At 40.9% G+C, this 22,281-nt stretch carries 21 protein-coding genes; 12 read left to right on the top strand and 9 right to left on the bottom strand.

Annotated features, from left to right (window positions below; translation table 11 throughout):
• Positions 1-21 precede the first annotated feature (21 nt).
• The 8 genes from FAY33_RS13440 (at position 22) to FAY33_RS13410 (ending at position 9,544) form a co-directional block, all read left to right on the top strand.
• Entirely contained in the window at positions 22-2,250 is a 2,229-nt protein-coding gene (locus FAY33_RS13440) for a helix-turn-helix domain-containing protein (protein WP_185967631.1), read from the top strand.
• 169 nt (positions 2,251-2,419) lie between these two features.
• Positions 2,420-3,358 carry an ABC transporter permease subunit gene (locus FAY33_RS13435; RefSeq protein ID WP_143321744.1) on the top strand — a complete coding sequence of 313 codons (939 nt, stop codon included), beginning with the start codon at positions 2,420-2,422 and terminating at the stop codon, positions 3,356-3,358.
• Positions 3,358-3,531 (top strand): hypothetical protein, encoded by a 174-nt coding sequence (locus FAY33_RS19960; RefSeq protein WP_243126744.1) that lies wholly within the window; start codon positions 3,358-3,360, stop codon positions 3,529-3,531. Before FAY33_RS13435 ends, FAY33_RS19960 begins: the two co-directional genes overlap by 1 nt.
• Before the next feature lie 6 nt (positions 3,532-3,537).
• Positions 3,538-4,236 carry a carbohydrate ABC transporter permease gene (locus FAY33_RS13430; protein WP_243126743.1) on the top strand — a complete coding sequence of 233 codons (699 nt, stop codon included), beginning with the start codon at positions 3,538-3,540 and terminating at the stop codon, positions 4,234-4,236.
• Between the two features lie 58 nt (positions 4,237-4,294).
• Entirely contained in the window at positions 4,295-5,782 is a 1,488-nt protein-coding gene (locus FAY33_RS13425) for an extracellular solute-binding protein (protein ID WP_143321743.1), read from the top strand.
• A 258-nt stretch (positions 5,783-6,040) separates the two neighbouring features.
• Positions 6,041-7,435 carry an MBOAT family O-acyltransferase gene (locus tag FAY33_RS13420; protein ID WP_143321742.1) on the top strand — a complete coding sequence of 465 codons (1,395 nt, stop codon included), beginning with the start codon at positions 6,041-6,043 and terminating at the stop codon, positions 7,433-7,435.
• Between the two features lie 26 nt (positions 7,436-7,461).
• A complete protein-coding gene (locus FAY33_RS13415) occupies positions 7,462-8,391 on the top strand; it encodes a GDSL-type esterase/lipase family protein (RefSeq protein ID WP_143321741.1) in 930 nt (309 codons plus the stop codon).
• A 133-nt stretch (positions 8,392-8,524) separates the two neighbouring features.
• Positions 8,525-9,544 (top strand): AI-2E family transporter, encoded by a 1,020-nt coding sequence (locus tag FAY33_RS13410; RefSeq protein WP_143321740.1) that lies wholly within the window; start codon positions 8,525-8,527, stop codon positions 9,542-9,544.
• 55 nt (positions 9,545-9,599) lie between these two features.
• Here the strand turns inward: FAY33_RS13410 and FAY33_RS13405 are convergent, their stop codons facing one another.
• From FAY33_RS13405 to FAY33_RS13385, 5 genes are read right to left on the bottom strand one after another with little or no spacing between them, the layout of a single operon-like run.
• On the bottom strand, positions 9,600-10,718 hold the full coding sequence (locus FAY33_RS13405) for a metal ABC transporter permease (protein WP_143321739.1): 1,119 nt from the start codon (positions 10,716-10,718) through the stop codon (positions 9,600-9,602).
• Positions 10,702-11,625 carry an iron chelate uptake ABC transporter family permease subunit gene (locus FAY33_RS13400; RefSeq protein ID WP_143321738.1) on the bottom strand — a complete coding sequence of 308 codons (924 nt, stop codon included), beginning with the start codon at positions 11,623-11,625 and terminating at the stop codon, positions 10,702-10,704. Before FAY33_RS13400 ends, FAY33_RS13405 begins: the two co-directional genes overlap by 17 nt.
• Before the next feature lie 13 nt (positions 11,626-11,638).
• Entirely contained in the window at positions 11,639-12,397 is a 759-nt protein-coding gene (locus tag FAY33_RS13395) for a metal ABC transporter ATP-binding protein (protein WP_143321737.1), read from the bottom strand.
• 22 nt (positions 12,398-12,419) lie between these two features.
• Complete coding sequence (locus FAY33_RS13390) at positions 12,420-13,352, bottom strand: zinc ABC transporter substrate-binding protein (RefSeq protein WP_143321736.1); 933 nt, start codon at positions 13,350-13,352, stop codon at positions 12,420-12,422.
• Between the two features lie 26 nt (positions 13,353-13,378).
• Positions 13,379-14,035 carry a metal-dependent transcriptional regulator gene (locus FAY33_RS13385; RefSeq protein WP_143321735.1) on the bottom strand — a complete coding sequence of 219 codons (657 nt, stop codon included), beginning with the start codon at positions 14,033-14,035 and terminating at the stop codon, positions 13,379-13,381.
• A 352-nt stretch (positions 14,036-14,387) separates the two neighbouring features.
• Between FAY33_RS13385 and FAY33_RS13380 the strand changes: the two genes are divergently transcribed.
• The 4 genes from FAY33_RS13380 (at position 14,388) to hcp (FAY33_RS13365) (ending at position 18,987) form a co-directional block, all read left to right on the top strand.
• Complete coding sequence (locus FAY33_RS13380) at positions 14,388-14,906, top strand: GNAT family N-acetyltransferase (RefSeq protein ID WP_143321734.1); 519 nt, start codon at positions 14,388-14,390, stop codon at positions 14,904-14,906.
• Between the two features lie 40 nt (positions 14,907-14,946).
• Entirely contained in the window at positions 14,947-15,366 is a 420-nt protein-coding gene (locus tag FAY33_RS13375) for a DUF488 domain-containing protein (RefSeq protein ID WP_143321733.1), read from the top strand.
• A gap of 207 nt (positions 15,367-15,573) precedes the next feature.
• Entirely contained in the window at positions 15,574-17,205 is a 1,632-nt protein-coding gene (gene hcp / locus FAY33_RS13370) for a hydroxylamine reductase (protein ID WP_143321732.1), read from the top strand.
• A 222-nt stretch (positions 17,206-17,427) separates the two neighbouring features.
• Complete coding sequence (gene hcp / locus FAY33_RS13365; RefSeq protein WP_143321731.1) at positions 17,428-18,987, top strand: hydroxylamine reductase; 1,560 nt, start codon at positions 17,428-17,430, stop codon at positions 18,985-18,987.
• 65 nt (positions 18,988-19,052) lie between these two features.
• Here hcp (FAY33_RS13365) and FAY33_RS13360 read toward each other — a convergent pair whose 3' ends face one another.
• From FAY33_RS13360 to FAY33_RS13345, 4 genes are all read right to left on the bottom strand, one after another.
• A complete protein-coding gene (locus tag FAY33_RS13360) occupies positions 19,053-19,193 on the bottom strand; it encodes a FeoB-associated Cys-rich membrane protein (RefSeq protein WP_143321730.1) in 141 nt (46 codons plus the stop codon).
• Positions 19,194-19,448: 255 nt separating this feature from the next.
• Positions 19,449-20,495: a [citrate (pro-3S)-lyase] ligase gene (citC, locus tag FAY33_RS13355; protein ID WP_143321729.1), complete on the bottom strand. Its 1,047-nt coding sequence runs from the start codon at positions 20,493-20,495 to the stop codon at positions 19,449-19,451.
• Positions 20,496-20,601: 106 nt separating this feature from the next.
• Positions 20,602-21,063: a 6,7-dimethyl-8-ribityllumazine synthase gene (ribE, locus tag FAY33_RS13350; RefSeq protein WP_143321728.1), complete on the bottom strand. Its 462-nt coding sequence runs from the start codon at positions 21,061-21,063 to the stop codon at positions 20,602-20,604.
• The gene (locus tag FAY33_RS13345; RefSeq protein WP_143321727.1) at positions 21,060-22,277 is read right to left on the bottom strand and encodes a bifunctional 3,4-dihydroxy-2-butanone-4-phosphate synthase/GTP cyclohydrolase II; all 1,218 of its coding nucleotides are present in this window, start codon (positions 22,275-22,277) and stop codon (positions 21,060-21,062) included. Before FAY33_RS13345 ends, ribE begins: the two co-directional genes overlap by 4 nt.
• Positions 22,278-22,281 lie beyond the last annotated feature (4 nt).

Genomic DNA, 22,281 nt, shown 5'->3' with positions numbered 1-22,281 from the left:
ATAGAACAGGAATGGAAGATCATGAAGAAATTATGGAATATATATCAGAGAAATTCAATTATACAATTTCTCATTTCATACATATTGGTTCTGGTAGTACCGTTTCTTGTGTTGAGCTATGGATTTCAGAGGTCCTTTGAGATTGTAGAGGAGGAGATTAAAGATTCTCATTTAAAGATGCTTCAGCACAGTGTGAATATCATTGATAATGATCTGGAGCGAATGGAGAGCATGGCACTGCAGATTGCACAGAATTCAGCCATCCAGTCCATGGGAAGGCTTAAAAAGAATGACAAAGGCTACATCATTTCAGCGCTTCAGGGCGTGAATGAATTCTATAATATTACCCAGTATCAAAGCATTGACCTTTTAGAGGAAGGGGATCTGTACTTTCCTGGGGTGGATCTGGTTTTGTATAACAGAACATATTACAGACCGGAGATCTTTGGACGTTATCTTGAAAACTGGGGTATGAATCTTAAAGAGTGGAAGAAAACAGTAGTAGCACCCCATATCCGTGTTCCGGAATATGGAAGACAGGGGGATACCATCGAATACCGAATGCCATTTTCTCAGTATCTGGTTGGAGACAATGAAGGAGTCCTTGTATACCGTTTGAAGAATTCCAGTTTAAAAGAACTGCTGGATTTTCAAAAAGTATATGCAGGGGAAGATTATGCCATACTGGTTTTTGACCAGGACAGGAACTTACTCTGGTCCGATGGAGATCAGAAGGCTCAGCAACTCATTGAGAATGCTTTTGATGCCCAGGGATATTTTGAAAAGGAAGGGCAGAGCGTTATTCGTGTGACATCTAATAAGAACAAATGGGATTATGTTCTATCCGTGCCTAAAAAAGCTGCGCTTTTAAGATTTGAGGCATTGCGGAATCTGGTGTTTAGTTTAAGTACCTTTGCCATTTTAACCGGCTGCCTGGTTTCTGTCCTCCTTGCAGTAAAAAAAGGAAAGCCGATTAATGAAATCCTTGGGATTTTATCTTCCTCCGGCAATGCCACAGGCAGTTATCAGAACATGGGGGAAGTGGTTACAGGAATCCTGCAGGATCATGAAAATCTTCTCTCTGAGCTTGATATGGATAAAACTTCAAGAAAAAAAGAGTTTTTCCACGATCTTTTAAAGGCAGGATTTGACAGTGAAAATCAATTGAGAATCTCTGCGCAGAAAGCAGAGATTGCCATGACCAATACGGAATATTTTGTGGCATCGTTTGAACTGTTTTCCAACGACGATTTTAATGATATCGATGGGCAGACTCTTGATGAATTAAGAATCATTATCGGACTGATCCGAAACAGATTGGAAGAGTTGTATCATGACAGGGTCTGGTTTTACAAAAAGAATTACAGAGATACTGTGGTGATCTTTGCTGTTGCCCAGGATTATGAGGAGATTAAAAGGACCATTACAGACATCCATGACTGGATGATTGCAGAATACCAGGTAAATACCAGTTGGGGAATTGGAAAGACGTGCAGCGATCTTTTGTATCTGTGGAAGTCAGGAGAAGAGGCAAGGCATGCGCTTTCTCATGCCGATGCCCAGAATCCTGTGGTGGAATATGACCTGGGGCTTGTCAATGATGATGAATTTTATTTCCCCGATATTGCAGAAGAGAAACTTTTCGTATCTCTAAAAGCAGGACACCTGGAAGAAGTGAAAGAGATTCTTTGTATATTAAAAAGAGAAAATTTTGAAAAAAGAAATGTGAGGCGTTCTCTTTTTATCAAGTTTAACAGAACGCTTACAGAACTGCTGTCAGGTTTTTTAAAACAGAACAGTTCAGACAAAGATTTAATTCTGTGGATCAATGAGATTGTTATCAATCCCGAAGAGGGATATGAGGAGTATTTCCATCGCCTTGAGCAGGTGTGTCAGAGAATCTGCCAGGAAACCGGAGAGAAGAAGAAACAGCAGCGTGGAATCATGATTGAGAATGTCATTGATTATATCAATACCAATTATATGGATTCCGGTCTGGGGCTGGCACAGGTGGGAACGGTTTTCAGAGTATCGGAGGGATACCTTTCTTCTGTGTTTAAGGAACAGGCTGGGATTAATTTTGGAGAATACCTGGAACATGTCCGGATTGAGAGAGGATGTGAACTGTTAAAAGACAGTTCTCTTACTGTCAATGAGATTGCCGGCATGGTGGGATATAACAGTGTTCAGTCCTTCCGGCGTGCCTTTAAACGGGCAAAGGGAATTAGTCCCAAAGATGCCAGAAACTAACGAGAAATCCAGTAAAGAAGGGAACCATATTTCAGAAATGTGAAATATGGTTCCCTTTTCGATACATTTTTTTAGAATCAAAAATTGTATCTTATGCTGCCTTTTCTTTACTGGTATGATGAATAAACAGACGGGATGCACAAAGAATTCCAAAGATACGGAGGGAGTTATGGGAAAAACTAAAAGTAAAGAAACAAAATATGTTCATCACAGCAATCTGCCTTTGAGAACACGCATCTATCATAACCGGTGGTTTTATGTTATGTTTCTTCCGGTTTTTGTCAGTATGGTGGTATTCAGTTATCTTCCTATGGTAGGTGTCCTTTATTCGTTTACCGAGTACACACCTTTTACAGATCCTGTTTTTATTGGATTGGAGAATTTCCGTACCTTGTTTTCCAGTCCGGCGTTTTGGAGGGCATTTAAGAACACGCTCCAGATCAGTTTCATTAATATGGTACTTGGTCTTGTCAGCAGTGTTGGTCTTGCCCTGCTCATTGATGAACTGCCGTCAGTCCGGTTTAGAAAGGTGACCCAGACCATTGTTTATATTCCTCACTTTATTTCCTGGGTTGTAGTTGCTTCTATATTTACCATGTTCCTTTCACCTAAGAGCGGAATTATTAATCAGGTCATTTCTATGTTTGGCGGAGAACCCATCTATTTTTTAGCAAATGAACCATGGTGGAGACCGGTCTTTTATGTGGTAAACCGCTGGAAAGAGACTGGTTGGGGAACCATCATCTTTATCGCTGCCCTGGCAGGTATGGATCAGGAGATGTACGAGGCAGCCAGAATTGATGGTGCAAGCCGGATTCAAAGCATCTGGTATATTACCCTTCCGGCAATCTCAGGAACAATTCTGGTGGTATTTATTTTAAATCTTGCAAAGGTTTTAAATCTGTTCGATTCTGTATGGGTGTTGCAAAACTCCATGGTGCTTGGTGTTTCTGATGTTCTTGGAACATTCGTATACCGTCTTGGTATTACCAGTGCAGACTACGGATTGTCAACCGCAGCCGGTTTGTTTAAATCAATCATATCTGTTATTTTGGTGACCATTGCCAATCGAGCCAGTAAAAAAATTAATGGAGAGGGGATTTTATAATGGAAGGAAAAGCCAAAGAGAAGTTTTCATTAAAAAAAGGGCATCGTGCCAGAGCTGTATTCCTGATCTTTAATTATCTGTTTTTAGGTATCTTAATGGCTCTGATGGTGATTCCGCTGTTAAAAGTGTTTGTTGATTCCGTTGACCCGTCAACCTATGGAATCCGGCTGTGACCCAAGATGTGGGATTCAACGGCATATACCATGATTTTGAAAAATGTTACGCTGTACCGACCTTTAATGGTTTCTGTACTGACCACAGTTGTGGGAACTGCAGTGGGACTTTTTCTTACCACTCTGGGTGCCTACGTTATTATTCAGAAAGATCTGCCCGGGAGAAAGATATTTACCAATTTTATTTTGTTTACCATGCTTTTTAGCGGTGGATTAATTCCTACATACTTAAATATAAAAAACCTGGGATTAATGAACAATCTGATTGCAGTGATTGTTCCCTGCAGTTTAAGTGCTTATAATATTATTCTTATGAAGAGTTTCTTTGAAACCATTCCGCACACCTTATATGAAGCAGCAGCACTGGATGGCTGTACTCCGATTGATACCTTCTGGAAGATCGTGCTTCCACTGTCCAAACCGACGCTGGCGTCCATCGGATTATTCATAGCAGTAGGGTTATGGAATGAATATATGCACTTTATTCTCTACATTACCAATCCAAACTGGAAGAACTTCCAGGTAAAAGTCAGGGATTTGATTTTAAATGATGGTATTTCAGGAAATGCGGCAACCCTTACCATGTCACAGGAGATGTTAAAGTCCGCAGTTGTAATTGTAGTGGTGTTCCCTTTCCTGATCATTTATCCTTTTATTCAGAAATATTTTACAAAAGGGGTTACCATAGGGGCTGTGAAGGGGTAAGATGCAGCACCAGCAAAGAAGGGTTTTACGAAACTATATATAAATAAGGAGGATCATCATGAGATTAATGAAAAAGGCAGCAGCACTGGCAATGGCGGCAATTATGAGCGCCGGGGTTTTAAGCGGTTGTGTGGGAACCGGTACAGAACCGAAAAAAGAAACCGGGAGCCAGGAAACAAAGGCAGGAGAAACCACGGGTGACAAAGGGGAAGTGGCGAAACCAGAGAGCATTCGGTGGATGGTACATAACGGCCTGAATGAGGAGAATGGAACAGACCAGTGGGCTGTAGAATTTGAGCGGCTTACAGGAATCAAGATGAATCTTGAGATCATATCCAACAACGAATACACACAGATGTTGGAATTATCCTTTGCATCAGATACAGTTCCTGATGTGTTTGATTTAACCGGTGTAAATCTGGGTGTTTATGCAAAACAGAATGCAATTGCGGATTTAACGGATCTGGTTAAAAATTCTGAACTGTACAATGAGATAGATGCAGAGACCTGGGATTTTATCAGCCTGGATGGAAAAATCTATGGAATTCCAATGGAAAAAGCCGCTGGATCTGTAACTTATATTAGAAAAGACTGGCTGGACCGCCTTGGAATGGAAGTTCCTACCACTTATGATGAATTTATAGAGATGCTTCGCAGATTTAAAAATGAGATACCGGAGTGTACGGTTCCGATTACTGCTCCGGCACTGAAATCATCTATGAACTTACCGGAATTTTTCCAGGGTGCAACTCCTGAATTTATAAAGGTTGATGGAAAATGGGTCGATGGAATGGGTCAGGATAACATGTATCAGGCACTGACCAATCTCCGCACTGCATATGAAGAAGGACTTCTTGACAGCGAAGTAATTACCAATACAACTTCTAACTGCCGGGATCAGTGGTATAGCGGCTCTGTAGGTGTATTTAACTATTGGGGCGGCTTATGGGGTCAGACTTTAACGGAACGTCTCAAAATGAATGTTCCGGAAGCAGAAGTCATTGCCATCAAACCAATTAAAGGTGCTGTATATGAATCTTCAGTTCCAAGTCTTCTTTGTATCTCAGGAAAGATCAGCGAAGACCGGGTTGCATCTATATTTAAATACATGGTTGAATACATGCACGACGGAGGCGAAGGCCAGGTGTTGTTCCAGAGTGGTGTAGAAGGCCTTCACTGGGAGCAGGATGGAGAATATTTAAAACCACTTCCAACCTTATCAAATCCTCAGGAAACCTTAAAGAAAGCATGGATGACTCCATGGCTTGCAATCAGACCTCTGGATCTGACCGATAAGAAGATGGAACTCGCTCCTGAAATAGAAGATTCTCTTAAAATTGTCAATGAATTTAACGTTGCTAAAAATGTATATCCTGTATCATCTACCTTAACAAAGATCAAATCAGATTTGGAACTGCTTAAACAGGAAATCACTGCAAAAGTAATCATGGGTGATCTGACCGTAGAAAAAGGAATGGAACGGTATAAAGAAGAAGCTAAAATGCTGAATGTGCAAAAAGTTGAAGATGAAATGAATGGTAAATAAATAACAAAGTGTCAGGAAAGAAACAGCGAAGCCGCAGGTATGATACCTGCGGTTTTTTGCAGTAAAACCGCTTATTTCCATATATTGGTATAGATGAAATCATTTGTTAAGAGATTGTTAATATATAAAGGAAAACTTAAAATTAATTAATGCTTAATTAATGGTATTCTGGAAATAAAAGTTTATAATACTTCCTTGTGGCCTATAAAAAAGTAATTGATATAAGCCTTACATGACAGCAAAAGGGAGGACAACTTTGTGGTTTTCAGCAGTTTGGAATTTATATTTCGTTTCTTTCCGGCTTTTTTGGTTCTGTATTATCTGACTCCTTCAACGTATAGAAATTATGTCCTTCTTATAGGAAGTCTTTGCTTCTATGCCATTGGAGATTTCAAGTATCTTCCGCTGATTTTATTATCCGTTGGGATCAATTATATTGTGGTATGTCAAATAATGCGGCATCAAAAAAACAGCAGATTCTGGTTTTCTGCTTCTTTGATTTATAATCTTGGAAGCTTATTTTTCTTTAAATACATAGATTTTTTTATAGAGAATATAAATGCCCTTTCAGGTGCAGTGGGAATGGGAGTGCATATTCCTGCCATGAATATGGAATTGCCATTAGGAATCAGTTTTTACACCTTTCAGATTATTTCCTGCGTTGCAGATGTCTATAGAGGCGCAATTGGAGGACAACTTACATTTTTAAATTTTGCAGCTTATGTTACCATGTTTCCAAAGCTTTTATCAGGTCCCATCACTCCCTTTGAAGAGATTGGCAAAGAGCTGGTAAAGCGGAAATACAATGTGTTTAAACTGGAAATAGGTCTGCGGTATTTTATTATGGGTCTGGCGATGAAAGTACTGGTTGCCGACCGGCTTGGAATTCTGTGGCATGATGTACAGGTGATTGGTTTTGAGAGTATCTCAACCCCTCTTGCATGGTTTGGGGCATTTGGATATAGCATCCAGCTTTATCTTGACTTTCAGGGATACTCCCTGATGGCGGTTGGAATAGGCAGAATGCTGGGCTTTTATCTGCCTCAGAATTTTGACCACCCTTACATATCAAAATCAGTGACGGAATTCTACCGAAGATGGCACAGGACTTTGGGAATGTGGTTTCGGACCTATGTTTATATTCCCATGGGTGGCAACCGGAAGGGGAAAGGGCGGCTGGCAATCAATCTTTTTTCTGTCTGGCTTCTTACCGGATTATGGCATGGGGCAAGTTGGAACTTCATTCTGTGGGGCTTTTCGTTATTCCTGCTGATCTATATAGAAAAGCTTTGTTTAAAGCCCTTGCTGGACCGTTCTGTGATTCTTTCCAGAGTTTATATGGCATTGATAATTCCAGTTACATGGATGATCTTTGCAATCAGCAGGTTAAAGGATTTAGGTGTGTATCTTGGCAGAATGTCCGGTATTTATTCGGGAGTAAATGTGAATCCCGAAGATTTTTTGAAGTATTTCAGCCAGTACGGAGTACTTTTTCTGATTGGAGCTTTTCTTTGCTTTCCTTTGGGAAAACGGATCTTTCAAAAATTCCAGAATCATCTGGTCTGCACTTTGTTTTTACTGGTTCTGTTCTGGCTTTCCATATATCAGATAGCAAACGGAGCAAATAATCCGTTCTTATATTTTAAATTTTAAATGTTTCAACACAGAAAAGGATAGGGATGAAAAATTTGGGAGACTTTAAACGATATCGTCTGTTAGTCCTTTTAGTGATTAGCAGTGTCGCTTTTTCCATCATTGGATATGCAGGAAAAAATAGTGTTTATGCGGAGATAAGCCATGGAAATCCACTTGAGAAACCTCAGCTTGCAGCCGTGTTTGAGGGAATGAAGGAAGGAACATATCCCTGGGAGATTCTTATGCGCCGCTCAGAGCCGGTTTTGGCTAAAACGAAAGCAGAAGATCAGAAAGAAGAGCCAGAGGAGACAGAGGAACCAGTGCCAGAGACAGCAGGGACTGATCTGGAAACACAGGCTCAGCCGGAGACTGTTAAGAGCTTTGTCCAGGTTGATCAGAGTTATTTTGACGATGCCCTTTTTATAGGAGATTCCAGAACCGTAGGCTTGTCACAATATTCTGGCTGGAAGAATCCTACATATTACGCAGATATAGGTCTTACCATTTACGATGTTCTTCATAAAGAGATTGCACAGGGGAATGGCGAGACTCTGACCATAGAACAGGCTTTGGAAAAACAGAAGTTTGGCAAAATCTATGTGATGTTAGGCATTAATGAGATGGGGCGGGGAACCACAGAGACATTTGCCAGACAGTACGGTCAGGTAATTGACCGAATCAGGCAGCTTCAGCCAGATGCAGTTATTTTTATAGAAGGAATTATGTGTGTATCAAAGAAGAAATCAGATACAGATCCCATCTTTAATAATCCTAATATTCAGGAACGCAATGCTGCCATAGCAGCCCTGGCAGACCAGAAAGATAGTTTTTATATTGATGTAAATCAGGCAATTACAGATGAAACTGGAGGTATTCCAGAGGAATATACCTTTGATAATATCCATTTAAAGGCAGCTTATTATCATATCTGGACGGACTTTTTATTAGCCCATGGTGTGGTAAAAAATTCCTGACCGGTGAAAGATTTTTCAATATGCTATTTCCAAAGTGTTCCAGTTATATTATAATCTACATGACAGGATGGAAGAAAGGATGAAATTATACTTAATGATATGTTCCCTTTTTGGGAATAGGGAGGCAGTTAGAATGGACAAATTTGATGATATACTTCATAATTCCCTTGCGAAAAAATTAATCAGTATTCTGTTACTGGTGCTATTCATGTATTTGTTCCGGGGAATGCTCAATCAGCTTTTGCTTATATTTATTGTAACTTTTATTTTCGGTCAGCTTCAGAAATTTATCTATGATAAAGTGAATCATCATATAAAAGTCAGCCGTAAACTGATTACCATTTTGATGTATGTGGTAATTCTTGGTTTTTTTACGATTTCCGGGATTGTCTATATTCCAAAGGTTACTCAGCAGCTTCTCGATGTGATAGAAATGATCTCAACCTTTGATTTAAGCGAGATTCAGTCAAAAGTGGATTTTAATTTAATCAGCAGTATTCCAAAAGACCAGATTGATTCTTACATTCAACTGGCGGAGACGCGTCTGCTGGGTTTTGTTGCAACGGCAGGAACGTTCAGCATCCATCTGTTACTGGCATTTTTAATCAGCTTTTTATTCCTTTTGGAAAAAGAAGAGATTCTGACGTTCTTTAAACATATGGAAAAGAGCAAGGTTTCCTTTCTCTATGAGTATTTCTCTTTTTATGGGAAGAAGTTTTTAAATTCTTTTGGTAAGGTAATTGAACTCCAGATTCTCATCGCATTTATTAACTCTGTGTTATCGGTCCTGGCTCTTACGGTTATGGGATTTCCCCAGACATTGGGGCTTGGAGCCATGATTTTCATTCTGGGATTGATTCCTGTTGCAGGAGTGATTATTTCTCTGGTTCCCTTGGCCATTATTGCCTTTCATATCGGAGGAGCAGTCAAGATCATTGAAGTAATTATCATGATTGTTGTGCTTCATTCCCTGGAGACTTATGTGCTGAATCCCAAACTGATGTCTGCAAAAACCAAGCTTCCGGTATTTCTGGTATTTCTGATTTTGCTTGTCAGCGAACATTATATCGGGGTATGGGGATTGCTGTTTGGAATTCCTCTGTTCATCTTTTTCCTGGATATTCTGGATATTAAGGTGCGGGATGAGTCCTGACCAATATAAGATGCCGCCACACCGTTTTAGAAGAAACGGAGGGCGGCATTTTTATTTATTCATAAAAAATTTCTTTATACTCCTGATCACTGATTTTCCGACCTTTGTCCGTCAGTTTAATAATTTCTTTTTCAATCAGTATATTCTCATCTTTTAACAGATATTTTATGATCTTATCGGTAAATGCCTGATCCCAGTGAAAATGGGCGGATAAGGTGTGGATTCCGGCTTCCTGAAGCTCTTCTTCGCTTCCTTCGTGCTGATGAAGATGGAATAAAAGGGTCTTTTTGCTGAATTCCAGTTTCTGCAACCGCCTTCTGCGGATGGAACTGATCAGTCCCCTTTTGGGGGCAGTGATAAAAACCACAAAGAATACCAGACCGGTCATCACCGCCATGCTGCCGGAGATGGACACATCCAGCCAGGAAGCCAGATAAAATCCGAAGGTTCCGTTGAACGCTCCAATTGCAGCGCTCAGAATCAGCATTCGTTTTAAATCATCGGTTAAAAGATAGGCAGTAGTAGGAGGTCCGATCATAAATGCCACTACAAGGACAGAACCTACTGCTTCGAATGCGCCTACGGTTGTCATGGATACCAGAAACATCAGTCCATAGTGAAACAGAACAGGAGATATCCCAAGTACAGCGGATAAAACCGGATCAAAGGTAACAACTTTTAATTCTTTAAAGAATAAAGCAATGAATCCTAAGTTAATGAGAAGCAGTATCAGGGTGCTGTAGATTGCCTTGGCACCAATGTCATATCCAAATAAAATCATCCGGTTAAATGGGGCAAAGGCAAGTTCTCCTAAAAGGACGGAATCCGTATCCAGGTGGACAGAGCCAGCATATCTGGTAATTAAAATAATGGCAATAGAGAAAAGCAGAGGAAAAACGATTCCAATGGAAGCATCTTCCGAAAGTAATTTTGTGCGGTTCAGTGTTTCCGTCAGCCATACGGTAGCCAGCCCCATGAGAGCGGCTCCCACAATGAGAAGAGGGGAGGAGAGATCATGGGTTAAGAAAAATGCGAGGACAATTCCAAGAAGAATGGTATGGGTGATGGAGTCTGACATCATGGACATTTTCCGAAGGACTAAGAAGACTCCCGGCAGAGAACAGGCGACTGCAACAATGACTGCGATCAGTTGTATTTCAAATTGTGGTGACATCCTCATTCCCTCCTTTGTTTTTTAGTGACCGCTGTAAGGTTTTCCGGTGAAGCATCTTTTGGATCATGCCTCTTCCGGGTGCAAATAAGATACTGAATAAGACAATGCAGCTTATAAAGACTACAATGGCAGGACCTGTAGGCAGTTTGGCAGTTATAGAGCTTGCTATGGTTCCAAGAATGCCGGATATGGCCCCAAAGACTGCAGAAAGGGTTACCATAACCCATAGTCTGTCAGTCCACTGTCTGGCAGCAACAGCCGGGGCGATCAACATGGCGCTCATTAAAATTACACCAACAGTCTGAAGTCCGATAATAATTGCAAGAACAATCATAAAAGAAAGTAAAAGATTGATTTTGGATGCAGGAAATCCAAGGCTTCTGGCATATTCTGCGTCAAAGATAAAAAGTTTAAATTCTTTCCAGAACAGACATACCAGGAGCAGAAGTATGGCTCCGCATACAATCATAAAAATTACATCCCGTTTTAGCAGGGTAGAGGCCTGCCCGAAGATGAAACGTTTTAATCCTGCCTGGTTGGAGTTTGGAATCTTCTGTACAAAGGTTAAAAGAACAAGCCCCAGTCCGAAAAAGACGGACATGACTAAGGCAAGAGCACTGTCAAAACGAATCCGGGTATGTTTTACAATACTAATTATGAATAAAGTGGCAATTAAGCCGGAGATCAGTGCCCCGAATAAAAGCACTTCCGTATTCTTTGAGCCGGTCAGCACAAAGGCAAGGATTACGCCCGGGAGAGCGGCATGAGAGACACCATCCCCCAAAAGGCTTTGCTTTCGGAGAACTGCGAAGCTTCCTAAGATTCCGCTTAACAGTCCCAGGATCGCAGATCCAAGCGCAACGGTTTGAAACGTATAATCGGTGAAAAGGGAAAGGATCTGTTCCAATTTTGCCACCTCCTTATACAGTGCCCTGCAAAAGATTTGCAGAACTGCGGTAAGCTTTTTTTAAGTTTGCTTCGTGAAATACTTCTTCCACCGGACCGCTGGCAATGATTTTAATGTTAATTAAGGTTACCCAGTCAAAATATTCGGGTACAGTCTGTAAATCATGGTGAACCACCACCACTGTTTTCCCGGATTCCCTCAGTTCTTTTAAGAGAAGGACAATGGCTTTCTCCGTCTGGATATCCACTCCTTTAAATGGTTCATCCATAAAGTAAATATCCGCTGTCTGCATTAAGGCTCTGGCTAGAAAGACCCGCTGCTGCTGTCCTCCTGAGAGCTGGCTGATCTGGCGGCTGGCAAAGGATTCCATGCCTACTTTTTTTAAACATTCTAGTGCCATGTCTTTATCCTGTTTTCCGGGACGGCGGATCAGTCCAAGCTTTCCGTAACAGCCCATGAGAACAATGTCTAAAACTGTTGCGGGAAAATCCCAGTCAACACTTCCGCTCTGGGGAACATAGGCTACCAGGTTTTTTAATTTGCGAAGATTGGTTTCTTTAACTTTGAAAAATTCAACAGAACCTGTAACCGGAATTAAAAGTCCCAGCATGGCTTTTAAAAGTGTTGTTTTGCCCGCTCCGTTAGGACCGACCACTGCCATTAGTTTTCCTTGTGGGATATCTAAGTCAATATCCCACAAAACCGGCTTGGAATCATAGGCAACGGTTAAATCTTCAATATGAACGGCATAATCCAATTGATTTTGTTTCATTGGAGTTCCTCCTTATTTCTATTTATTTTAAAGCATTTACGATGGTGTCCACGTTGGCTTTTATCGTAAGAAGATAGGTTTCTGCGCCGGAATTTTCCCCTCCTAAAGAGTCAGAATAAAGTTCTCCACCTATGACAACGTCAAATCCTTTTGATTGAACAGCAGCCTTCAAGGCTTCAATGGTCTTTGGTGGAACAGAAGATTCTACAAAGATTGCCTTGATTTTCCGGTCTGTTATAAATTGTGCCAGACTGCTTACGTCAGCAGTTCCTGCTTCTGCATCAGTGCTGATTCCCTGAAGTCCTCTTACTTCCATGCCGTATGCCTTTCCGAAATACTGGAACGCGTCATGGGCTGTAATAAGAACCCGTTGCTCTTTTGGAATTTCGTTAATTTTCTCTTTCACATATTCGTCTAAGGAATCCAGTTCTTTTATATAGGCTTCCAGGTTTTTCTTATAATCATCTGCATGGTCTGAGTCTGCTTCTGATAACTTTTCTGCCACTGTGCCCGCAGCAGATTTCCAGAGAGAAACATCGAACCAGATATGGGGATCATGAACGGAACTGTCATCTTCCCATGACAGGAGCCGGTTCTTTGGAAGCCCGTCTTCAATACAGATCACTGTGCTTCCCCGGTCTGTAAGGGACTGGAATATCTCACCCATCTTTCCCTCCAGATGAAGTCCGTTATAAACAACCACATCAGCATTCTGCATCAAAGTAACATCACCTGCACTTGCCTGATATAAATGTGGATCAATTCCAGGACCCATCAGTCCATTTACGGTTACATGTTCTTTGCCGATTTCACTGGCTAAATCAGCAAGCATGGTAGTAGTAGCTACTATATTAAGGGTATCACTTGTTTTAGTCTGGTCGGATTTCTGGCAGCCGCTTAGAAGTAAACCTGCAATCAGGCAGAGCGATAACAGCATTTTTCCTCTTTTATTCATTCTTTCCTCCAATTCTTATCCGGTTTTTAAGTGGTTTCGCTGGCAGAAACATAAATCTGACAGGCAGCCTTATGGCTGATTCGTATGGTTTTGTCATCAAGTACCAGGGTAAAGGGACCTTCGTAGTCTTCGACAGAAACCACGGTAATATGGCTTCCGATTTGCACTCCTTGAATTTGTAAATAATCCAAAAGCTCTTTTTCTTCCTGCACTTTTTTTATGACGGAGCTTTTTCCTTTGGCAAGGGCAGAAAGGGGAATCAAAGATCCTTCGTTCATCTGTCCTTCCTGATTTGGAATGGCATTGCCGTGGGGACAGTACTGGGGGTAATTTAAGAATTGTTCCAGCCTGTTGGTAAGTCTGACAGGAGAGATGTGTTCCAGCAGCTCCGCATCTTCATGGGCTTCACTCCAGGAATAGCCCAGATGACGGATCAAAAACACTTCCCACAGCCGGTGCCCCCTTAAAAGAGCAATAGCAATCTCTCTGCCTTCTTTTGTCAGTTTTGCGCCTTTATATGGTTCTGTAATAAGAAGTCCTTCCTGACTTAGCTTTGCAAGCATTTCCGATACAGAAGCCGGCGCAATTTTTAATGCTTTGGAAATCTGTTTATTACTGGTTAAGTGTTCGGACCCTCCCAGTTTGTATAGTTCTTTTAAATAATCTTCTTTTTGTGGTGTCATCAAATGCCTCCAATTTTAGGCATGCCTAAACTATTTATAGTATATGCCTAAAAATAAGAATATGCAATATGTATATCAAAAAAAAGAATGATTATCTTTATCATTAATAAAAATTGATGTATATGAAAGGAATGATTGCGTTTGAAACGCCTTTAAGGGAGATTAAAAAGTTTCCTTAGACTAATATATTTGAAATGAAAAAAAGTGTTACAGGAAAAGCAGAAGAAAAAAATTATATTTATTCACGAAACTGCATAAATTCTTTGATAAATGTGGCAGAATCCATTATAATGGGCAAGGTGAAGTGAAACATGAAAAACAGTAAAAACACAATAAGTATCAGGAGGAACCTATGATCAGAAAAGCAGTAAAAGGAGATATTGAGAAGGTCGCAGAGACCTATAGGGAATTATTGATATATGAAAAAGAACATGGTGGACATTCCCATTGGGTTCTTGGTGTATATCCCACAAGAGCTGTAGCCGAAAAAAGTGAGACCGAAAACACCTTATATGTGATGGAAGAGGAAGGAGAAATCTGTGCCAGCATGATTTTAAATCATTTCCAGTCGGAAGGATATACGCGGATTCCATGGAAGTATTTTGCGAGTGGAGAAAAAGTGCTGGTTTTACATACCCTTTGCATTCCTCCGTCAAAGGCGGGAAAAGGAATTGGGAAAAAGATGGTTTCCTTTGCACTGAAGAAAGCGGAGGAAACAGGTTGTACGGTTATGAGGCTGGATACTCATATTGAGAATGATCCGGCGGCAGGCTTATATAGAAGCTTTGGATTTGAATATGCTGGTTCCACAGACGTAGTTTTGGAGGAACTAATTCCGGAAAAACAGATATTCTTTGAAAAGAAAATATAAAAACTGATTCCAGGTACATTCGTGAAAGGGGATACTGCAAATGAAAGAAATATATGAACTCAGTGCTTATGAAACAAGTGCTGAGAAGTTTTTTGAAACATTAAAACAATATCAGGTAGACCTGGTATTAGACGTAAGGCAGAAGAATGATTCCCAATTATGTGGTTTTACAAAAAAACGAGATCTTGAATATATGGTTAAAACGATTGTCCATGCAGATTATGTGCATGACCGTCAGTTTGCACCAATGAATGAACTCTTAGATTCCTATTTAAAACGATGGATTTCCTGGGACCAGTATAAAAAAGGGTATGAGGATCTGATGAAAGAACGCAATATTACTTCTTATTTTCTGTCACAGTATGAAAGATACTCAAGAATCTGTATTGTAGGCACTGAAACAAAGAAAAGAAAATCTCATAGCCAGGTTCTTTGTTCCATTCTTAAGGAGTGTATATAAATAAAAAATCTCAAAAACTTTCAACTATGTTGTAATAACAACGGACATAATTTCTGGTTGATGTTATCCTGTACAAGGATCGAGGGCAGGACAGAAACCGAGTTCATCTCCCTCAATCTTACAAACCGAAACGACGTTGCTTATGAGTGTGAGCGCTCAGTTAAACTGGGTGTTAATCATAATAATTTACTACAGGAGGTAAGGAATATGAGCATGTTTTGTTATCAGTGTCAGGAGACAGCAAAGAATACAGGCTGTACAGTTATGGGAGTTTGCGGAAAGACGGAAGAGGTTGCAAAGCTTCAGGATCTGCTTATTTATGCAGTGAAAGGAATTTCCGAAGTTGTTGTAAAGGCAGGAATCAAGGTTTCCGATATTAATCATATTAACCGTGAGATGGTGACAAGTCTCTTTATTACAATCACCAATGCCAACTTTGATGCAGATGCAATTGAGGCACAGATTGTAAAAGTACTTGGACTTAGAGATCAGCTTGCTAAGAGTGCAGGCTATCATGGAAATCATGATGCAGCAGTATTTACTGTAGATACAAGAGAATCTATGCTTGCAAAGGCAGCTACAGTTGGTGTACTTGCAACAGAGAATGAGGATGTCCGTTCTTTAAGAGAACTGATTATCTATGGTATTAAAGGTATGGCTGCTTATGTAGAGCATGCGTTTAACATCGGAAAAGAAAACGACGATATCTACGCATTTATGTATGAAGGACTGGCAGCAACTCTTGATGATACATTATCAGCCGATGATCTGGTTGCATTAACTTTAAAGACTGGTGAATTAGGGGTAAGCGCTATGGCTCTTTTAGATGAAGCCAATACAACCCGTTATGGAAATCCAGAGATTACAACCGTTAATATTGGTGTTAGAAAAAATCCGGCTATTCTTATTTCCGGTCATGACTTAACGGATATGGAACAGTTATTAGAGCAGACAAAGGGCACTGGCGTGGATGTTTACACCCATGGTGAGATGCTTCCAGCTCATTATTATCCAGCATTTAAGAAATATGATCATTTCGCAGGAAACTATGGAAATGCCTGGTGGAAACAGGTTACAGAATTCCAGACCTTTAACGGACCGATCTTATTTACTACAAACTGTATCGTTCCTCCAAAATCACCAGAAGTAGCAGCAAGAATTTTCACTACAGGAGCAACTGGCTTCCCAGGATGCAAGCACATTGAAGCGGATGAGAACGGAAAGAAAGACTTCTCTGAAATCATTGCACTCGCAAAGACTCTTAAGAGTCCTGAGGAGATCGAGACTGGAACAATCGTAGGTGGTTTTGCACATAATCAGGTATTTGCACTGGCTGACAAGGTTGTGGATGCTGTAAAATCCGGCGCAATCAAGAAATTCTTTGTAATGGCAGGCTGCGATGGCAGAGTGAAATCAAGATCTTATTATACAGAATTTGCAGAGAAGCTTCCAAAGGATACAGTTATTCTTACAGCAGGCTGTGCAAAGTACAGATACAATAAGTTAGAGCTTGGTGATATCGGTGGAATTCCAAGAGTTCTTGATGCAGGACAGTGTAACGATTCCTACTCCCTTGCATTGATTGCATTGAAGTTGAAAGAAGTATTTGGTCTTGATGATGTCAATGAGCTTCCAATCGCTTATAACATTGCATGGTATGAGCAGAAGGCAGTTATTGTACTTCTTGCCCTGCTTCACTTAGGTGTGAAAAACATTCACTTAGGACCTACATTACCAGGATTCCTTTCTCCTAATGTGGCAAAGGTTCTTGTTGATACCTTTGGTATTGCCGGAATCGGCAGTGTGGATGATGATATTGAGTTATTCATGAACGCATAATATAGAACAAAACGGGTCCGTTATGGATGCTGCAGATGCAGTGTCTGTGACGGGCTTTTTTTATACGATAATAAAGTGGATTCAAGGTGTCATGATTGAGATTTCTGAAAATTCAACCACAAGGTTTTGCTGTTTCAGGAATAAAAAATGAAGATGTTGGAAACAGTAACCTGGTATATTCTTCAATAATACTTATGGGTTTCAGAGAGGAGATTAACAGTCATGCAGGAAATGTTTTGCTTTCAATGTCAGCAGACAGCACACAATACCGGTTGTGAAGGAAAAGCTGGTGTCTGCGGGAAAAAGTGCGATACCGCAAATTATCAGGATGATCTGACCAGTGCCTTAATTGGTCTGTCCAGAGCGGTTATGGAAAAGGGTCCGTCTAAAACATCAGATGAATTAGTGATTAAAGGATTATTCACCACCATTACCAATGTAAACTTTTATAATGATACGGTTATAAAATTAATGGATGAAGTAAATAACGAAAAAGAAAACATCTCATCCAATACAGAGAATTACGATGTCCGCAATATATGGGAAGATAATGAAGACATTCGTTCTTTAAAGTCTCTGATTTTATTTGGGCTTCGTGGTATGGCTGCTTATGCTTACCATGCTTTTGCACTGGGATTTACGGATTCTGAAGTTACAGCATTTTTTTACGAAGGCTTATGCGCCATTGGAGAAGATTACGATGTGGATACCTTGCTTCCGCTGGTATTAAAGACGGGTGAAGTGAATTTTAAATGTATGGCGCTTTTGGATGAAGCAAATACAAAAAGTTACGGGGCTCCGGTTCCGACAGAAGTGCCTCTTTCCATTGAAAAAGGACCTTTTATTGTGGTAAGCGGACATGATCTTCACGACCTGGAACTTCTTCTGGAACAGACAAAGGATAAAGGAATCAATATTTACACCCATTGTGAGATGCTGCCTGCCCATGGATATCCAGGGCTTAAAAAGTATAAACACCTGAAAGGCAATTTCGGAACCGCCTGGCAGAGCCAGCAGTCCGAGTTTCATAATATTCCAGCTCCCATTCTTTTTACAACCAACTGTCTGATGCCTGTAAGACAAAGCTATAATGACAGAGTGTTTACAACGTCTGTTGTATCTTATCCCGAACTGGTTCATATTGGTGAGGATAAAGATTTTACTCCTGTAATTGAAAAGGCCCTGGAATGCGGCGGATATCCGGAAGATCAGCCTATGACAGGAATTAATGATGGAAGTACGGTAACAACCGGATTCGCCCATGAAACGGTTTTATCTTCTGCCGGTACGATTATTGACCTGATTAAGAAAGGTAAGATCAGACGTTTCTTTTTGATTGGAGGATGCGATGGTGCGGCGCCTGGAAGAAGTTATTATACAGAGTTTGCCAAAAAGACTCCGATGGATACGATTATCTTAACCCTTGCCTGTGGAAAGTTCCGGATTAATGACCTTGATTTGGGACAGATTGAGGGATTCCCGAGAATTCTGGATATGGGACAGTGTAACGATGCCTATAGTGCGATCCGGGTAGCTCTGGCTCTGGCAGATGCCTTTGAATGTGATGTAAACCAGCTTCCTTTATCCCTGGTTCTCTCCTGGTACGAGCAGAAGGCGGTATGTATTCTCTTAACCCTTTTATCTCTTGGAATAAAAAATATTCTGTTAGGGCCAACATTGCCAGCATTTATTTCTCCCAATGTTTTAAATATACTGGTAGAAAAGTATAACATTTCACCAATCAGCACACCAGATGAGGATTTAAAAAAAATATTTGGCTAAATGACGAAATGTTTCACAGTAAAAAACGGTTTTCCTTTCAAATAGCGAAAAGGAAAACCGTTTTTTTAACATTCTTTTTCTTCCGAACATCCGGAACAACCGCAGCCACAGCCGGATTCTCCCCGTTTCATTTTTCCAATGCCTCTTACAACAAGAAAACCAACATAAGCTGCAAGAAGTCCAACGATAATAATGGTTGCCGCCATGATACAACACCTCCGTTTTTTATAAATAATGCTTCTATATTGTTTCATTTTTACAAAAAGCTGATATGAGTTATGTTTAATCTGGTTAGACATATCTAACTTTTGATGAAAAAAATGAAGCCAGGTTCATTACCATTATTATAATACTGGTAGAGGGCAACGTAAAGTAGGCACCATTAAGGTACTAGATAACAAAAGGAAACTATTGGGAAGTTAAAAAGCTGCAGAGATATCCGGAGAAATCTCTGCAGCTTTTTAATAATGAATCACATCTTCTGATTGTTGGATCTTCTCTATGACTGGAATGGCTTCCCTGCTGGTAAAGTAGCGCAGAACAGCAGGGGGAAGATAGCTGCTTAACTGAGAAAAGTCACCATTTTTAATGAGTTCTCTGACTGTGGATGCGCTGATCACAGACCCATTGGTTTCTTTTCTTTTAATAATCACACAGTCAATGCCTGATTCCGGCAGTTTTTCTTTCATAATGGCATTATACCTGGCAGTTACCTGACTGTTTGGTTCTTCCCCTACATATCTTGTGGTAATGCCAAGAGATTTTGCTATCTTTACAAAAACACCCAGGTCTAAAAGAGCGTGGCTTTCAATAACCGCCTGGTCATCCTTTTGAAAATAGCTGGGGAAGGTGGCATTGCTGACAATATATGGTCCGCTGTCATGATAGCAGATATTAGGCAGATGAGCCGTTCCCTCCATAATAAGCCGTTTCCGGACGGAAAAAGGCACCAGACTTACGTCTTCGCTGACAAGAAACAGATGAAGCACATCATGTTGTGCCGCCGCTTTCTCAACCAGATAGAGATGTCCGAGGGTAAAGGGATTTCCATTCATAACAATGGCAGCAGCATTGTTTCCCGGTAATGATTCTTTTGTCAGGCGTTCAAGATAATCTTTGAATCCCCGTTTTTTGTTCTCCATAAATACAACCTTATCGGAGATACTGACAATCTCATAAAAACCCAGATCCGAAAAGAAACCGGAAGCAGAAGATTTGGTGTATAAAAATATATGGGAATTGCCTCTTTGAAACTGCACTTCGGTGAGATGGGTGATGATCTGGTTCATCAGTCCCTCTCCCTGATGGCTGCTGCTTACGGCAAGGCATCGCAAGGTATTGCCAAAGCAGCTTCCTGTGGCAATCACATGGCAATCATCATCAAACACCGCACATGTATAATCCAGATTCTTATCCCTGCGTATACCTTCTTTTATGAGAAGTTCGTCAATGAACTGGTTGTTTCTGTGATCGGTGGGTGAAACTTTGGAAATATAATAATCACTCATGGTTTTCTCCTTTTGTTCCGGGCTTTTTCTTCCAATATCAATCCATTCCTAATTATTGTATCCAATCCGGTTTTGGTTGTAAAGTGCAAAAGGAGAGATTTTTATATTAGAGGGCGCGGATTAAGTTTACCATCTCTATGGCACTCAGGGCACAGTCAAATCCTTTATTGCCGGCTTTGGTGCCTGCTCGTTCAATTGCCTGTTCAATCGTCTCCGTTGTCAGAACGCCAAATAAAACAGGAAGATCACTGGCAAGAGAGATCTGGGCGATTCCCTTTGAGACTTCGCTGCAGACATAGTCATAATGGCTTGTGCTTCCCCGGATAACGGCTCCAAGGCAGATTACAGCATCATATTTTTTGCTTTTTGCCATTTTGGAGGCAATCAGGGGAATCTCAAAAGCTCCTGGAACCCAGGCAATATCAATATTATCTTCCTTTACGTCGTGCCGTTTCAATCCGTCTAAAGCACCGGAAAGCAGTTTGGAGGTAATGAATTCGTTAAAACGTGCTGCAACAATTCCTATTTTTATGTCCTTGGATATGAAATTTCCTTCTATTATATTCATGATTGAATCTCCTTTTTATAGTTTAAAATATGTCCCATTTTCATCTGTTTGGTTTTTAGATAAAACAGATCATGGGCAGTAGCATCCATCTGAATGGAAACTCTTTTTATAATTTCAATACCAAAGTCGGAAAGCTGGTATACCTTATCCGGATTGTTGGTCATAAGACGAAGAGTTTTTACACCCAGATCCTTTAGAATCTGTGCACCGATAAAATACTGCCGCAGGTCACCTGCAAATCCAAGTGCAAGGTTTGCATCCAGGGTATCCATGCCCTTATCCTGCAATTCATAAGCTTTCAGTTTGTTGATCAGACCAATTCCCCGCCCTTCCTGACGCATGTATAGTAAAACTCCCCGTCCTTCCCGGCTGATCTGCTTCATTGCAGCGTCAAGCTGCTGACCGCAGTCACAGCGGAGAGAACCAAAAGCATCTCCGGTAAGACATTCCGAATGAACCCTGCATAAAAGATCGGTTCCATCTCCGATTTCTCCCATAACCAGTGCGATGTGATGTTCTCCGTTTAGTTTATTAACATATCCATAAGCTTTAAAATCACCGAACCTGGTGGGCATTTTCGTTAAGGCGGCACATTCTACCAGTTTGTCATTGGTCTTGCGGTAATTCTGGAGATCTTTAATGGTAATCATGGTTATATGAAAGGTTTTCGCCAGTTCCATCAGTTCTTTGGTACGCATCATGGTACCGTCTTCTCTCATGATTTCACAGCACAGTCCACATTCTTTCAGTCCGGCAAGACGCAGTAAGTCTACCGTTGCTTCCGTGTGTCCGTTTCGTTCCAAAACACCCCCTTTTTTGGCTGCCAGGGGAAACATGTGTCCGGGACGGCGGAAATCTTCCGGCTTTGCGTCATCCGTGGTACAGGCTCTTGCTGTGATTCCCCGTTCCAGAGCGGATATGCCGGTGGAAGTGCTTTTGTGGTCAATAGAAACTGTAAAGGCAGTTTCGTGGTTATCTGTGTTATTGGCAACCATGGGGGTAAGCCCCAGGCTTTCACAAAGAGACTGGCTCATGGGCATACAGATCAGTCCTTTTCCATGAACAGCCATAAAGTTTACATTTTCTGTTGTAGCGAACTGACCTGCGCAGATGAAGTCTCCTTCATTCTCCCGGTCCATATCATCTGTAACCAGAATAATTTTCCCCTGACGCAGATCCTCAAGGGCTTGTTTGATTGTTTGAAATTCAGACATAATA

The organism is Clostridium sp. HBUAS56010 (genome assembly GCF_007115105.1).
GTDB lineage: Bacteria > Bacillota > Clostridia > Lachnospirales > Lachnospiraceae > Lacrimispora.
Note: the sequence above shows the minus strand (reverse complement) of the source record. Positions and strands in the feature narration are given on the sequence as shown.

Excerpts from the sequence above, each read along its gene's own strand:
- FAY33_RS13440 (WP_185967631.1), top strand. The coding sequence starts at position 22 with ATGAAGAAATTATGGAATATATATCAGAGAAATTCAATTATACAATTT.
- FAY33_RS13435 (WP_143321744.1), top strand. The coding sequence starts at position 2,420 with ATGGGAAAAACTAAAAGTAAAGAAACAAAATATGTTCATCACAGCAAT.
- FAY33_RS19960 (WP_243126744.1), top strand. The coding sequence starts at position 3,358 with ATGGAAGGAAAAGCCAAAGAGAAGTTTTCATTAAAAAAAGGGCATCGT.
- FAY33_RS13430 (WP_243126743.1), top strand. The coding sequence starts at position 3,538 with ATGTGGGATTCAACGGCATATACCATGATTTTGAAAAATGTTACGCTG.
- FAY33_RS13425 (WP_143321743.1), top strand. The coding sequence starts at position 4,295 with ATGAGATTAATGAAAAAGGCAGCAGCACTGGCAATGGCGGCAATTATG.
- FAY33_RS13415 (WP_143321741.1), top strand. The coding sequence starts at position 7,462 with ATGAAAAATTTGGGAGACTTTAAACGATATCGTCTGTTAGTCCTTTTA.
- FAY33_RS13410 (WP_143321740.1), top strand. The coding sequence starts at position 8,525 with ATGGACAAATTTGATGATATACTTCATAATTCCCTTGCGAAAAAATTA.
- FAY33_RS13405 (WP_143321739.1), bottom strand. The coding sequence starts at position 10,718 with ATGTCACCACAATTTGAAATACAACTGATCGCAGTCATTGTTGCAGTC.
- FAY33_RS13395 (WP_143321737.1), bottom strand. The coding sequence starts at position 12,397 with ATGAAACAAAATCAATTGGATTATGCCGTTCATATTGAAGATTTAACC.
- FAY33_RS13390 (WP_143321736.1), bottom strand. The coding sequence starts at position 13,352 with ATGAATAAAAGAGGAAAAATGCTGTTATCGCTCTGCCTGATTGCAGGT.
- FAY33_RS13385 (WP_143321735.1), bottom strand. The coding sequence starts at position 14,035 with ATGACACCACAAAAAGAAGATTATTTAAAAGAACTATACAAACTGGGA.
- FAY33_RS13380 (WP_143321734.1), top strand. The coding sequence starts at position 14,388 with ATGATCAGAAAAGCAGTAAAAGGAGATATTGAGAAGGTCGCAGAGACC.
- FAY33_RS13375 (WP_143321733.1), top strand. The coding sequence starts at position 14,947 with ATGAAAGAAATATATGAACTCAGTGCTTATGAAACAAGTGCTGAGAAG.
- hcp (WP_143321732.1), top strand. The coding sequence starts at position 15,574 with ATGAGCATGTTTTGTTATCAGTGTCAGGAGACAGCAAAGAATACAGGC.
- hcp (WP_143321731.1), top strand. The coding sequence starts at position 17,428 with ATGCAGGAAATGTTTTGCTTTCAATGTCAGCAGACAGCACACAATACC.
- FAY33_RS13360 (WP_143321730.1), bottom strand. The coding sequence starts at position 19,193 with ATGGCGGCAACCATTATTATCGTTGGACTTCTTGCAGCTTATGTTGGT.
- citC (WP_143321729.1), bottom strand. The coding sequence starts at position 20,495 with ATGAGTGATTATTATATTTCCAAAGTTTCACCCACCGATCACAGAAAC.
- ribE (WP_143321728.1), bottom strand. The coding sequence starts at position 21,063 with ATGAATATAATAGAAGGAAATTTCATATCCAAGGACATAAAAATAGGA.
- FAY33_RS13345 (WP_143321727.1), bottom strand. The coding sequence starts at position 22,277 with ATGTCTGAATTTCAAACAATCAAACAAGCCCTTGAGGATCTGCGTCAG.